The 14,690-nt window shown below is 40.4% G+C and carries 12 protein-coding genes; 9 read left to right on the top strand and 3 right to left on the bottom strand.

Annotated elements, in window-relative coordinates; all coding sequences use genetic code 11:
• Window positions 1-50: 50 nt before the first annotated feature.
• The 3 genes from IQ274_RS15265 (at window position 51) to IQ274_RS15255 (ending at window position 3,941) form a co-directional block, all read left to right on the top strand.
• Window positions 51-947 carry a hypothetical protein gene (locus IQ274_RS15265; RefSeq protein WP_194142762.1) on the top strand — a complete coding sequence of 299 codons (897 nt, stop codon included), beginning with the start codon at window positions 51-53 and terminating at the stop codon, window positions 945-947.
• 14 nt (window positions 948-961) lie between these two features.
• Window positions 962-2,884, top strand: a complete 1,923-nt coding sequence (locus tag IQ274_RS15260; protein ID WP_194142761.1) for an Hsp70 family protein — start codon at window positions 962-964, stop codon at window positions 2,882-2,884.
• Window positions 2,885-3,116: 232 nt separating this feature from the next.
• Entirely contained in the window at window positions 3,117-3,941 is an 825-nt protein-coding gene (locus tag IQ274_RS15255) for a zinc-dependent peptidase (RefSeq protein ID WP_194142760.1), read from the top strand.
• Window positions 3,942-4,104: 163 nt separating this feature from the next.
• Here IQ274_RS15255 and IQ274_RS15250 read toward each other — a convergent pair whose 3' ends face one another.
• Complete coding sequence (locus tag IQ274_RS15250) at window positions 4,105-4,560, bottom strand: EVE domain-containing protein (protein WP_194142759.1); 456 nt, start codon at window positions 4,558-4,560, stop codon at window positions 4,105-4,107.
• Window positions 4,561-4,780: 220 nt separating this feature from the next.
• Window positions 4,781-5,425 carry a class I SAM-dependent methyltransferase gene (locus IQ274_RS15245; RefSeq protein WP_194142758.1) on the bottom strand — a complete coding sequence of 215 codons (645 nt, stop codon included), beginning with the start codon at window positions 5,423-5,425 and terminating at the stop codon, window positions 4,781-4,783.
• Between the two features lie 137 nt (window positions 5,426-5,562).
• On the opposite strand from IQ274_RS15245, the gene IQ274_RS15240 reads away from it, so the two are divergent.
• The 6 genes from IQ274_RS15240 (at window position 5,563) to IQ274_RS15215 (ending at window position 13,008) form a co-directional block, all read left to right on the top strand.
• On the top strand, window positions 5,563-7,221 hold the full coding sequence (locus IQ274_RS15240) for an ArnT family glycosyltransferase (RefSeq protein ID WP_194142757.1): 1,659 nt from the start codon (window positions 5,563-5,565) through the stop codon (window positions 7,219-7,221).
• Between the two features lie 74 nt (window positions 7,222-7,295).
• Entirely contained in the window at window positions 7,296-7,763 is a 468-nt protein-coding gene (locus IQ274_RS15235) for a MarR family winged helix-turn-helix transcriptional regulator (RefSeq protein ID WP_012410030.1), read from the top strand.
• 157 nt (window positions 7,764-7,920) lie between these two features.
• Complete coding sequence (locus IQ274_RS15230; RefSeq protein WP_163928026.1) at window positions 7,921-9,369, top strand: HlyD family secretion protein; 1,449 nt, start codon at window positions 7,921-7,923, stop codon at window positions 9,367-9,369.
• Window positions 9,370-9,488: 119 nt separating this feature from the next.
• Complete coding sequence (locus IQ274_RS15225; RefSeq protein ID WP_194142756.1) at window positions 9,489-10,748, top strand: MFS transporter; 1,260 nt, start codon at window positions 9,489-9,491, stop codon at window positions 10,746-10,748.
• Between the two features lie 73 nt (window positions 10,749-10,821).
• Window positions 10,822-12,402: a DHA2 family efflux MFS transporter permease subunit gene (locus IQ274_RS15220; RefSeq protein ID WP_194142755.1), complete on the top strand. Its 1,581-nt coding sequence runs from the start codon at window positions 10,822-10,824 to the stop codon at window positions 12,400-12,402.
• Window positions 12,403-12,450: 48 nt separating this feature from the next.
• Window positions 12,451-13,008, top strand: coding sequence for a Uma2 family endonuclease (locus tag IQ274_RS15215; RefSeq protein WP_163928032.1), 558 nt, complete (start codon window positions 12,451-12,453; stop codon window positions 13,006-13,008).
• 34 nt (window positions 13,009-13,042) lie between these two features.
• On the opposite strand, the gene IQ274_RS15210 is transcribed toward IQ274_RS15215, so the two are convergent.
• Complete coding sequence (locus IQ274_RS15210) at window positions 13,043-14,269, bottom strand: tetratricopeptide repeat protein (RefSeq protein ID WP_163928034.1); 1,227 nt, start codon at window positions 14,267-14,269, stop codon at window positions 13,043-13,045.
• Window positions 14,270-14,690: the final 421 nt, after the last annotated feature.

Below are 14,690 nucleotides of genomic sequence, written 5' to 3'. Positions count from 1 at the left end.
GTTTGTTAATTTCACTCCTAATTAATAACGTTAAAGTATTAGTTAACGCAATGAAAACAATCAGTTCACTTTTTAACGAAGAACGCAACCAGCTTCAGACAGATATTGATAATACAACCAGTATTGAACAGATAGTTAAACTGGTACAAAACCGACTTGATAATCTTGAAAGAATTTACATTGAAAAGCTTAACTTAGCTCAAGTTCGTCTAGCTTCATTTTTCCTAGATACCCTGCGGCAGTCCATTGCCACTCTCGCTGCGGCTAACTATTCTCAAGTTGCTCCAACAGAACAAAAGCAATTTACTAACCCAAGTACAAACCTTTTTTCCAGTAGATTAATCCTGAAACTGCTAAAGGGACTAATTTATATAGGCATCTTAGGTTCGTTATTCTCTTTAACTAAAACTACCCCTGGTGCATGGATGGCTATCTTACTAACCTCTCTACTTCTAGGGGTAGAAGTTGTGCTTCAACTCGACTTAAAGAATGAGCAAAATTCTATATCTTCAGAACTATTGGAATTACCTAAACCTCTGCTCCGGGTTGATAGCAAAGTATTTTTAGATCATCTTGGTGATGCTCTCAACACTATCGACCTAGCAGTAGCTAGAGTAGAAGAATGGAATAAACATGAAGGCGACTTAGCAATAGAAGAACTGCCAGAGTTATTAAATTTTCTGCAAAGGCTAATGGGCGCATCAAAACTTGATAAACCCCAAATGGCTTATGAACTTGCAAAACTTCTGCCACAGATTTTAATGTCTCAGGGAATTAACGCTCAAGTTTACCGATCAAATAGCGATCGCAATTATTTTGACTTTGAGCCAAGTATCGACCCCGATACCAAAGAACACGTGACTCTAACTCCGGCTTTATTAAAAGGCGATCGCTTAATTCGGCGCGGTCGAGTAATTGAACCAGCGTATTCCTCTGCTAGAGAATAATAGAAAATAAGGGTATGGAAATTTTAGAAACAATCGGTTTTGATTTGGGACACGGTGAAACGGCTGTAGCTAAAGCGATCGTGGAAAGCATCGATCCCCCCCAGATGCTGGAGATTAATAACAAGAAGAACCAAATTACAGCCCTGGGTTGGCATCCTAAACTCGGTTATCTTGTTGGCGAACAAGCATTAATTCAAGCTGGCGTTACCCAACTGACGATTTCTTTTAAGCAAAAACCCAACAACGATCCCAAATATCGGGAAACAATTAGCACTTTTGTGGCAACATACTACCGCCTTTTGAAAGAAAGCAAACAACTTGAAGGTGGGGAAGGTAGTTATTTTTACATAGGTTGCCCTTCAGGATGGTCAGTTAGCGATCGCACCGAATACCAAAAGCTACTTCAAGAAGCTGGTATTCCCCAACTAAATGTTGTACCCGAATCGCGGGCTGCTTTCATGCAAGCCAAGGAAGCCGGAAAACTGGAGTATGACAAACTTGTTGCATCGGTGCTAATTGTCGATATTGGTTCTTCAACCACAGATTTTACTCTGGTTAAGAGCTTAGAAGAGATCCCGATAGATTTCGGGAGTAATACTTTAGGTGCATCTCTAATTGACAAAGCTATTTTTGCCCGGACTCTCGCCAATCACGAACAAAAAGCATTACTCGAAAAAGTATTTAAGGAATATCCGCATCACCAAGCTCGTTGTGAACTTGCTTGTCGCAAAGCTAAAGAAGATTACTTTTCTAATGAGCAGCTATACAGCGATCCTGAATCCTTTGCGCGTGGCTTTGAGTCGATTAATGAACAGATTTATTTTATTCCCCAAGTCAATAAATTGATGATGGAGGAAATTTTAAACCAGCCCTTACCGGAACTGGGGCATCATAGTTGGGTGCGATCGTTTAGCGACTCTTTAACTGAGGCGAAAGAAAAGCTAGAAAAACTTGGAATCGTGCCAAAACTTTTGCTGATGACTGGCGGTGCATCTCGCATGAAGTTTACGCACTCGCTGTGTCAGGAAATGTTTCCCGAACCAGAAACACTGCTTCGCCCCGATCCAGAACCGGAACGGTGTATTGCACTGGGATTAGCACGAGTAGGACGATGGGATCTGCGTGCTGCTGCTTTTAAGGAAGAAGTCAACAAACTATTTACCTCGAATACGCTTAAAGGTTTGATTGAAAGGCATATCCCAGAATTAATCGAATCACTAACTAAGCCTTTGACAGACGGCTTGCTTGTCAACGCAGTTAAACCAGCTTTAAAAGATTGGCAAAAAAACAAAATACGAACTTTAGCCGATTTGGAAACATCTTTAATCAGTCGTGCAGAACAGTGGCTCAAAAGCGAACGCGCTGTGCAGATAATTAATCATCAATGCGCTTCTTGGTTTAACAATAAAATCCAACCCGATTTAGCCGCACAAACCGATCCAATCTGTCGAAAGTTTCAGATACCTAGAAGCAGTTTGAGGTTCCAGGATAGCATTGACCCAAATTTTGTTAACCCAGAGTTACGGATTGGAGATGCTATTTTGGCTGAGACAGTGGGCTTCATTGTCAATGTAGTAATTGGTGGAGGCACTGTAGCTAGCATCATCACTCTCATACTAACTGGACATTTAACCTGGCCTATTGCACTAGTATATGGGGCTTCGGTGATGGCGGCAGGAATGGAGCTAAATCGCAAGAGTGTTCAAGAAGTAATCAAGACAAATGTGGATGTACCTAGTTGGGTTCGTTCTAGTTTTTTGAGTGATAAAAAAATCGAGGATATGTGTGAGCAAATAAAGCCTGAGTTAGAGAAAGTTCTTCAAGAACAATTGACAGCAGATCAAGAGGCTTTTGATAAACTGATTAGCAAAGTTGAGCAAGGGCTACAAAAAACCCTATCTACCAAAGTCCAATCTTGCATAATTCTGATCCAATAGTGGTGATATATAGCAGTAAATATAGTTTTTATAATCTCAGCGCTCTCTGTGCCTCTGCGGTTTAGAATTTATTTAACCGCAGAGGCGCAGAGAACACAGAGAGAAGAGGTTAAAGAATAATTTATATAAAATTTTTACCCACCTTGAAAGGGCTAGCTTTATAACAGTAAAAAAAGAGGTGAGCTTAGAGACAAAAGTCAGTTAATTAAATATATAAATTACTCAAAATTCAATGATTCAAACAATAGTTGTTTTTATCATCATTGGACTAATTATAGCTGGGATTGTAGCCAATCCCATCCTAGTCAAAAGGCGAAGAGACCGTCTTAAACACCGTCCTTTCCCCCCACTATGGAATTCAATTATTGAAAATAATCTTCCTATTTATCTGTGTCTCTCTCCCGATGAAATCAGACGACTTCAGGGACATATTCAAGTATTTTTAGCAGAAAAGCAATTTATTGGCTGTAGAGGATTACAGGTGACGGAAGAAATGAAACTGACTCTTGCGGCTGTTGCCTGTTTACTTTTATTAAATGAACGTGGGCAATACTTCCCTAGACTTCGTTCAATTCTGATTTATCCCAATGCTTATTTTGTTAAAGAAACGACTTCCATCGGAAAATATGTTGTTGAAGAAAGGCGTGTGGCAAGACTGGGTGAATCGTGGACAAATGACCAAGTAGTACTATCTTGGGAACAGGTGAAACAAGACATTGATAACTGGAGGGATGGACGTAACGTTGTGCTTCATGAATTTGCCCATCAGTTAGATCAAGAAGATGGTAAAGCTGAAGGAGTTCCCATACTGCAAAGCAACTCAGACTATGTTATTTGGGCGAAGGTGATGACAGAAGCATATCAGCAACTTTGTAATGATGTTCTACAAGGTGCAAAGACGGTAATGGATAGCTATGGCGCAACAAATCCAGCAGAATTTTTTGCCGTAGCGACTGAGACATTTTTTGAGAAACCGCGCCAATTGCTGTCTAAGCATCCGGCACTTTATGAGCAATTGCAACGTTACTATCAATTAGATCCTCAGCAATGGGCGTAAAGTAAGTAGGTAAGAAGAAATCGCATTATCTTCAGTTAATCAACCTTCCTTCAAAAATGTTCGTAGTTAGGACTTTAGTCCTGATTCTGTTCGTGTAGAGAGGACTAAAGTCCTCACTACAAACCTTGAATTTTACAGTGAATTGTAAGTTAGTAATTTTCAACTATGAGCTTTTCATCGCTAGAATCTTCAAAGCCACTGCTTCAGGGACGGGCATAACTGATAATCGATTTCCTTGTCTCACCAACATTAAGTCTTCGGCGCTAAACTTTTCTTTGAGTATTGATAGCAAGATAGGGTTAGAAAAAGTCTCAACGAATTCCACTACAACTGTTTGCCACCGAGGTGATTCGGAAGTTGATTTCGGGTCGTAGTATTTACTTTCTGGTTCAAACTGACTTGGGTCAGCAATATCTTTTTTCACTACACGCATTAACCCAGCAATATTAGGAGGATTAGCATTGGAATGATAAAAAAAAGCTAAGTCTCCTTCATCCATAAGGCGCAAAAAATTACGAGCTTGATAGTTGCGAACACCGTCCCAGATAGTCTCTTTTTGCTGTTGAAGGTCAGCAATACTATAGGCTTCTGGTTCTGATTTCATTAGCCAATAATTCATCTACAAAAATTATCTATGTATAAAAGCATTTTAATTTTGAGCAGGTAACTAAGTTCGTAGTAAGGACTTTAGTCCTTATTTTTTAAGCACTAAAGTGCTTACTACAAGCCTTCTTGCACTAGTGAATATTTGGCTTAACTACGATAAGCTATAACGGCATAAAACGGATCTCCTCCAAAAGTGCTTACTACAAGCCTTCTTGCACTAGTGAATATTTGGCTTAACTACGATAAGCTATAACGGCATAAAACGGATCTCCTCCAGCTGCACCCAACCACTGAAATAAATTCGGTAATGTTGACTTATGAACTATAACTTCTGCGGTTGTAAATCCTGGAACTGAGGCGAAGTAAGCTTTGACTGATTCTACTCGTTGTGATTCTGAAGCTTCCCGCCAAGCTTGAATCGCCTTTTCAAAAAACATCCGGTTAGAAAAGCTGATAATTGCAACACCACCGGGTTTCAAGATGCGGTAAATTTCAGAAAATACTGCTTCTGGATATTGTACATACTGCACAGATACGCAATTGAGAACAGCATCAAAATCTCCATCTGGTAAAGGTAGCTGCGGATTCTCGTTAAGATTTTGTACAAAGTAATGATTTAAGCGGGGATTTCGTGCTAATTCCTCAGCGTTGAGTCCGTGTCCTTCTACATGGGCAAACTGCATCTCTTCTGGTAGATGAGACACCCAACTGCTCATCATATCAAGAATGCGGGTGTCGGGTTTGAGGCGATCGCGATATAAATCCGTTAGCTGTTGAATAAATCCTTCATCGACATGGGTAACAAAGCGGGGATAGGCATAGAACAGCTTATCGTCTTTGTCGTCTAATTTCTGGCGTTGATTCGGTCTTAATTGCATAAATCTCTGTTTTGGAGTACTTTTTTCAAAAAATGCGGCAATTTCAGGTATTGTTCAAAAACCACTATGTAACATATTTTAATAACAGCAAGGCACGTAAACGAGTCTAAATAGCAGCATTCAATTTTATCAATTCAATGTTTTATAAATTACATATCTTGCGGCATATTTGGCGACAAACGCGCCTAGTGGGATTATTACCATATTTGAGCTTGTTACTTTGGATACTTCCCTTATTATTATTTACTTCTGGGCACAATAGCCTGATGGCACATGATGAGGCGCTTTACGCTTCGCGTGCGCGTCTGATGTTTGATTCTGGTAATTGGATAACTCCTTGGACAACGGCACACCATAAAACCCCTGGACCTTATTGGTTAATTGCCAGTTTCTACAAGCTGTTTGGTATGAGTGATACTAGTGCGCGTCTTCCTAGTATGATTGCTAGTATTTTTAGCTTATGGCTTGTGTATGAAATTGGCAAAATTATGCTAGGCAAAAAATTAGGTTGGCTAGCTGCTGCTATTTTAAGTGTGGAATTTCTCTGGCTGCAATACTCTCGCTTAAGTACACCTGATATACCGATGGTTCTATTGGTACTTTTAGCTATTTTGTCTTTAATAAAAACAGAATCATATCCTAAATATCGTTATTTTTGGAGTTTTATAGCTGGTTTAAGTTTAGGTTTAGGCTTCTTAGTCAGAAGCTTTATGATTTTTTTGCCAATTATCGCTTTATTCCCTTATTTAATTTGGGAACATCGCCGTCATCATCATCTTACTAACCCATTTTTGTATTTAGGCTTTTTTGTCGGTTTAATCCCTACCTGTGTTTGGCTATATTTAAGCTGGCTGCACTACGGAAATCAGAGTTTTGAAGAGTTACTCAAGTTTGTTATGCAGCTAGGTTCTGAAAATAATTATAGAAATGATCGACTGTTTTATTTTTGGAATATTCTTTTAAAAGCATTTCCTTGGGCTTTTTTCGGAGTTTTAGGTTTATTTTTGACTATACGTCGTCCAATTACTCGTTATCAGTTAATATTAGTTGGCTTTCCACTTATCCTATTTTGTGAGCTTAGTCTTTTTAGCACTCGTCTCCCTCATTATAGTCTTTGCCTTTATCCGTTTATAGCTTTGTTTGCATCTGTGGGTTTAAACTGGTTAGGTAGTATTTACCAGGCAGGAATTACCCCCGCATTACCTATTGAAAAAGATAAAATAAATATATTCAGCCTTTTTAGCAAAAACAATCTTCCTCGGAATCTCAGTTATGCCTTTGGTGGGTTAGGTTTTTTACTTATAATAGTGAGTATTGGTGTTCTTAGTTGGGGTGGTTCTGACATCCGCAAGTATGCAACCATTGCCTTGGCTATGGGCTTGGGTTGGTTAATTTTACCTGTGGTGTGGATTAGTCGTTACCACTTTGGCAAGAAGTTTCTCACAGCGCGTTATTGGATTGCAGGTTGGTTGATTCCTTGTTGGTTAGCTTTGGCGATGATTGGTAGCATCGGTCTGTTAAGTGACTATAACTCTGTTTTGAAAACTTTTTTACAACAAAGTGCGATCGCCTCAACTCTCCAATCTCATCCTACCTACTATGTGGAAATAGACCAGAAAACCGAAGTATTATTTGAGTTCTATCTTCCTATTCATGCCCAGCAAGTAGCCTCTATTTCGCAAATACCAGCTTTGAGCTATGCTTGGATCTATACTGACCAATCCCCTAAATTATCTAGACCTCACCGTATTCTCGGCACTGTCAAAGAGTACCAGTTGATCCAATTTCTTCCCTAAGATAGATGCAAAGCACCTGTTGCTAAAAAATGTTAATTTATATATAATAGTACGTACACTAAGTATTTTGCTAAATGGTTTCTACATCTAATCATTCCCCAGCTTTAGAGTCGTGGCAGCAAAATCTGGCACCATACAATTTGGGCTACAGAATCAAATTAGTCTCACAATTGCTCAGTCGCAAGTTTACAGATAAGCTAGAACCCTTTGGACTTACACCATTTCACTGGTTGGTGTTGTGCTGTTTGTGGCAAGAAGATGGTTTACCTACTTCTAGTATTGGAGATAAACTCAAACAAGTAGGAGGAACTTTAACAGGCGTACTAGATCGGATGGAAGAACGCGGTTTGGTGCGTCGAGAACGCGACACTCACGATCGCCGCATCTGGCGGATCTGGCTAACGGATGCAGGTAAAGAATTAGAAACTATCTTACCCCCAATCGCCGCCGCAGTAAGGGATGAAGCAATGGACGGTATTTCTTTTGCTGACCGAGAACTGTTTTCCCAAATCTTAAATCGGGCGATCGCTAACCTCTCCTAAAGATAACCTCACAATCACCCGACCGGGGGAGGTGCTGTAAAGATTTGTTTTGAGATAATATTACGCATACTAAGGAAATAAGTTTTTTTTCAGTAAATACTACGCATTCTAAATAAACGACTATCAATCAAATTATCGAACAAGAGAGTTAAGAATCATGAAAACCAATACATTTAACGGACGCAACCAAAACAAAACCATAGTTATAGAAAAAGAATTGATTCCTAATTCCGAGACTTTAGAAGCTGTAACCGCCGAAGCACCTGTTGTAACTCCTGAGATCGAGAAAGAAGTTCCACCGAAGCGGAAAAAACCGACTGGTTTGATTTTGGCAGGATTAGGTGTGGGTGCGATCGTCGCAGGTACTTTTGGTTATAACTATTGGCAATACGCCTCCACCCACCAGGAAACAGACAACGCCACCGTTGCGGGAAACATTCACCAAGTTAGTAGCCGAATTCCCGGAACTGTAAGTCAGGTGCTTGTGAATGACAACCAACTGGTGCAACCGGGACAATTGTTAGTGAAGTTAGATCCACGAGACTATGAAAGTAAGGTACAGCAAGCACAAGCAGCCTTAGAAAATGCACGTGGACAAGCCCAAGCTGCCCAAGCAAATATTGCTTTAAGTTCACAAACCACCACTGGTAAGACAACTCAAGCGCAGGGAGATGTTAGCGGTGCGGTAGCAGCAATTTCCACAGCCCAAGCAGCAGTACAAGAAGCCCAAGCTGGGATACCAGCGGCACAAGCTGAGGTCAGATTAGCCGAAGCAGGGATTCCCGCCGCCCAAGCGCAGGTAGCGCAAGCAAATGCGAATTTGGAAAATGCCCAAGCAGATTACAATCGCTACAACGAATTGTATAAAAACGGTGCGATCGCTCGTCAGCAGCTAGATGCAGCCAAGGCCGCTTTTAATGTGGCTACCGCACAAAGAAACGCTGCTGTTCAGGGAGTAGAACAAGCTCAAGCCAAATTAGCCTCTGCGAGAGTTGGTGTTGCCAAAGCCCAGTCTCAACTAGCACAGGCGCAAGAAAATGTCACCAACGCCCAAGCGAAATTGGCAGCATCCAAGGGCGGATTGCAACAAGCTACCGCAGGCGGACAAGATACGACAGTCAAACGTAGCCAATACGAAGCGGCAAAAGCTGCGATCGCGCAATCAGAAGCATCGCTCAAAGACGCACAATTGCAGCTATCTTACGCCAATGTTACCGCCCCCAGTGCCGGACGAGTCGGTAGAAAAAACGTCGAAGTTGGCAACCGAGTTGCAGTAGGAACACCATTAATGGCGATCGTGGATAACGAGTATTGGGTAATTGCGAACTTCAAAGAAACCCAATTAGAAAAGATGCGCCCAGGAGAGACGGCAGAAATCAAGCTCGATGCTTTCCCTCATCATACCTTTGTTGGTCGTGTTGAAAGTCTTTCGCCAGCTTCCGGCGCTCAGTTTGCCTTATTGCCACCGGATAACGCTACAGGTAACTTTACCAAAGTTGTCCAACGCATCCCAGTCAAAGTAGTTTTTGACCAAAAGAGCATTCAAGGATACGAATCGCGGATTACTCCGGGGATGTCTGCGGAAGTAGCTGTGGAAGTCAAGTAATACCAAGTTGTCTGCAAACCTCTTTCTTGTTATGACATTCTCATACATCTATAGAGAGGCGTACAAAGATGAGGTGAAATGATATTTGTGAGAGCAGATTGGTATAAAACAAACCTGACATGAAAAAACCATTACTACCTGCTTTAAGGTCAAAAAACTACCAGTTGTTTTTTGCCGGACAAGGTATTTCCCTAATTGGGACATGGATGACGCAACTTGCGACGATTTGGCTAGTTTATAACTTGACAAACTCCGCATTAATGCTAGGAGTTGTGGGATTTTCGAGTCAAATTCCGAGCTTTTTTCTAGCTCCCTTTGGTGGAGTATTTGTAGATCGATTTTCTCGATATCGTACCTTAATTGGTACACAAGTCTTGGCGATGATTCAATCATTAACATTAGCAGTACTGGCACTGACTGGTGTGATTGAGGTATGGCACATCATCGCCTTGAGCTTATGTCAAGGATTTATTAACGCCTTAGATGCGCCAGCCCGCCAAGCATTTGTCCCAGAACTGGTTGAACGCAGAGAAGATTTAGCCAATGCGATCGCCATCAACTCTACCATGATCAACGGTGCTAGATTGATTGGCCCTGCGATCGGAGGTTTACTAATTGCTAGAGTTGGAACTGGCTATTGTTTTTTAATAGACGGTTTAAGTTACATTGCTGTACTCGCCGCTTTATTGGCAATGAAAGTTAAGCCTTGGAAAAATGTGGTGACAGACGGTAATCCCTTACAAAAAGTCAAAGAGGGATTTGTATATGCCTTTAGCTTTCCGCCCATTCGTTCGATTTTATTGCTATCAACTTTAGTCAGTCTCATGGGACTGCAAAACACAATTCTCGTACCAGTTATTGCAGAACAAGTACTTAAAGGTGGTGCAGAGAGTTTGGGGTTTTTGATGGCGGCATCTGGAGTTGGAGCTTTAACTGGTGGAATTTATCTAGCTACGCGCCAAACAATCTTAGGAATTGGTAAATTGATTGCTTTAGCTCCAGCAATTTTAGGAGTTGGTCTAATTGCCTTTTCTTTATCTCGATATTTACCACTTTCTTTATTTACAATGTTATTTGTTGGCTTAGGTACAATTCTCCAGATTGCTGCTAGCAACACATTTTTACAAACAATTGTTGAAGATGACAAACGTGGGCGATTGATGAGCTTATACACAATGTCATTTTTGGGGATGATTCCCGTGGGTAACTTGTTAGGAGGTGTATTAGCCAGTCGTATTGGCGCACCCAACACTTTAATTATTGATGGTATAGCTTGTATTTTAGGTTCTATAATTTTTAGCAGGCAATTGCCTGCTTTAAGGCAGATAATGCGTCCAATTTATGAGCAGAAGGGCATTGTACTAAGCAATAAATCTTAGGATAAAAACGCAAATAAATGGTATAAGTTTTAATAAAAATTCCGTTGCTTAATTTTGAAACTGGAACAACATTATGGCTAATACAGGTGTAATTCATCAGCAAGCACCACCAGAACGCGTACCGCTAAGAACCTGGATTGGTGTATTAGCCAGTATGCTTGGTGCATTTATGGCGGTATTAGATATTCAAATAACTAATGCTTCACTGCAAGATATTCAAGCAAGTTTAGGAGCAACTTTAGAAGAAGGCTCTTGGATTTCTACAGCTTATTTAGTAGCAGAGATTGTGGTAATTCCTTTAACAGGATGGTTATCGCGGGTGTTTTCTCTGCAACGTTATCTGTTAGTGAATACTGCACTATTTATTTTCTTTTCTATATGCTGCGCTTGGTCATGGAATCTCAATTCTATGATTTTATTCCGCGCCTTGCAAGGTTTTAGTGGAGGAGTTTTAATTCCCACCGCTATGACAGTTGTATTAACGACTTTACCCCAATCTAAGCAATCAGTTGGGCTGGCTGCTTTTGGGTTTAGTGCAGTTTTTGCACCTTCAATTGGCCCAACATTAGGAGGTTGGTTAACAGAAAATTTTGGTTGGGAATACAACTTTTATATAAATATAATTCCAGGCGCATTAATGCTAGCTGGAGTTTGGTACGGAATTAAGGAAGAAAAACCCCAAATTAATTTACTGAAACAAGGTGATTGGTGGGGAATTATTGCAATGGCTATTGGGTTAGGTTCCCTGCAAGTTGTTTTAGAAGAAGGTAGCCGCAAAGATTGGTTTAGTTCAGCGCTGATCGTGCGCTTAAGTGCGATCGCAGTAATTTTTCTGGCGATATTTTTCTTTATAGAATTAACTCGTAAGCAACCATTTATTAATTTACGACTTTTGTTTAGGCGAAACTTTGGTTTAGCCAGTATTGTTAATGTGTCCCTGGGTGTGGGATTGTATGGTTCAATCTATATTTTACCGTTGTATCTTGCCCAAATTCAAAAATACAATGCGCTACAAATTGGTGAAGTCTTAATTTGGGCTGGTATTCCTCAACTTTTTATTATTCCGCTTATCCCCAAATTGATGCAACGCATTGATGTACGGTTAATGGTAGCTGTTGGCGTAACATTGTTTTCCATCAGTGCATTTATGAACTCTGGAATGACTAATCAAACTGGATTAGATCAGTTACGCTGGTCGCAATTTGTGCGTGCAATGGGACAACCCCTAATTATGGTACCGCTAACTTCTATCGCTACTGCTGGATTGAGTCCAAAAGAAGCAGGTTCAGCAAGTGGTTTATTTAATATGATGCGGAATATGGGCGGTTCTATAGGAATTGCATCTTTAGCAACTTTATTAACTAACAGAGAGCAATTTCACTCGAATAGATTGGGTGATGGGATATCTTTATATAACCCAGAAACTCAACAGCGAATTGACCAAATGACACAGTATTTTGTCAGTAGAGGAGCAGATTTGAGTACCGCACAAAATCAAGCGATCGCATCCATATCTAATATAGTCCGCCGGGAAGCTTATGTAATGGCTTTTAACGATTGTTTTTACTTTATTGGCATTGCATTATTACTCAGTGGACTTGCCGTTTTATTCTTCAAAAAGGTGAAGCCAAGTGGTAATGCTGTCGCTCATTAAATTTGTTGTATGGGTTAAAATACTTGATAAAACTACTAAGGTACTAAAATGGTCATCAGCCAAAGTGAGTACTATATCTCTCCAGAAGAATATCTAGAAGGCGAGAAAGTAAGTGAAATCAAACACGAGTATATTGATGGACAAGTCTACGCGATGGCAGGAGCAAGTGATGCTCATGTCACAGTGAGCATGAATGTATCTATGCTGTTACGAAACCATCTCCGGGGTAGTGGATGCCGTGTCTATATGTTGGACATGAAAGCACAAATTGATGTGATAAATCGCTATTTCTATCCTGATGTTATGGTGACTTGTGATACACGAGATAGGGAATATGAATATTTTAAGTCTTATCCTTGTTTAATTATCGAAGTGCTTTCTGAGTCAACAGAAGGCTATGACAGAGGCAAGAAATTCGCTAGTTATCGACACTTAGAATCACTACAAGAATATGTGCTAATTTCACCAGACCAAATGAGTGTCGAATGCTTCCGCCGCAATGAACAAGGACAGTGGGTACTTTATCCTTATGAACAAGAAGTGCATTTAGCTAGCGTTGATTTTCGGTGTGCGATCGCCGAAATATATGAAGATGTATTAAGCTGAAAAGCATCTAAGTTGAATAATCAATTAATAGGTATTATCGATTAGATGATATTTTTTCAATTTGCTTAGTAAAGTATGCTTCTTCATGTTTTAGTTGTTGTGCTATTTCCAACCCTTTTTTAAAAGCTGTTAATGCTTGAGGAAAATCTTTCTGTTCTAGATACAATTGCCCAATTTGGTCATAAGCTTGCATTATCCCGTAAAAATTGGCAGATTGCGTCTGTATCTGTACAAGGATTTGGCTAGCCTGCAAAGCCTCGTCTATTTGTCCTTGAGAACGGTACAGTGCAATTAACTTCTGCAAAGCGTCGCCAGCACGAACATACTCGCGTAATTGCCAAGCAGTGGTATAAGCTTCTTGATAATTTTGAAAAGCTTCTAGCAGTAAGTTAGGATCTTTCTTGGCTAGAGATTCGTAATTTGCAGCGATCGCTAGCTTTAATTCTGGGATTACAGTAAGATTATTTTCGTTAGTGTAAATTTCAACTAGCTTATTAAGTACATTCAATGACTGCTGCGGTTGTTGTGTCTGCTCGTAAATGTAAGCCAGCCGTTGCAGATATGTTATCTCATTTACACGTTCACCTTGAGATGTAGCTAAACTCAATAATTCCTCGTAGACTGGGGCAGCTTTTGTATAATCAAACCAAGTTAAATGTAGTTCCCCAATTGTTTTAAGCATTTCTACTACTGCTGCTGGATCTTTTTGCTGCCGCACCACTAGCAAAACTTGGTCGTAAGCTTCTACAGCTAGTTTAATTGATCGCACATTTTGGTAAGCTTGGGCTAGCGATCGCCATAATTCCAGATCAACTTGAGCAGTTGTTTTCTGAGATTGCGCCTGCTTTTGAATTGCTTGCAATCGCTGCGTAATATATTGTACTTCTTCCCCATCATTTTGCTTCCAAGCGATCGCCCCGACTCGTGATAGTGCTTGCACCTCTGCTAAAAAACCTAAAAAGCGCCGCAACCGAAGTTCCCGGTTCCAAATTTCAAACGCCGCCACCCGATCCCCTGCTTGCAATTTCGCTGCTGCTTCTTGATTTAAGGCATCCAGCGCTAGTTCTAAGTTTTGCTGTTCTTGGAGAGTTAACGGCTGTTTATCCTTGGGTAAACGTGGCAGCAGTGGGTCGGGTGTGGTGATTTCTAGAGGACTAGGAGGAAATTCATCCGGTGGTTTGGGCTTTTTAGTCTGTGCCAGCGTTAAGGAGTTGCTAAAGAGTATAGCGGCAGTAACAATCACAATTAAGCGCCTGAGCATGAGTACTTCACCTTGCCTTGAGTTAGTTACATGAGGTAATTCCCCATGCCCTATTATTTTTACCTTATTTCAGCAATTCCGAGGCGTAATAGTAATTCACGAAAACTCTGATACATACATATAGATTTGTCGTAGGGGTGTGGCAAGCCCCTATTTCCCTACATTGCTTTATGTCTCTATCTAATCTACGTATCTTATAAATCAAGTCAATATCAAGCTAATACAATCAAAGATTTTTAAGTGTAATTACTGGAGTTTTATATCACATTTGCGTGGCTGATGCAAGCGAAAATCTATTGAATCTAGCTGGGTAAATATACTGAATATTTGAACAAAATTTCTTATTTGCCTTCTTATGAGTCAGAAAATATACGCTCACAATAATTCACTAATTATAGATATCCTTTATTAGAGCTAGTTT

Source organism: Nostoc sp. LEGE 12447, from assembly GCF_015206985.1.
GTDB lineage: Bacteria > Cyanobacteriota > Cyanobacteriia > Cyanobacteriales > Nostocaceae > Nostoc.
The sequence above is the reverse complement of the archived record's forward strand: the minus strand, read 5'-3'. Positions and strand labels throughout refer to the sequence as shown.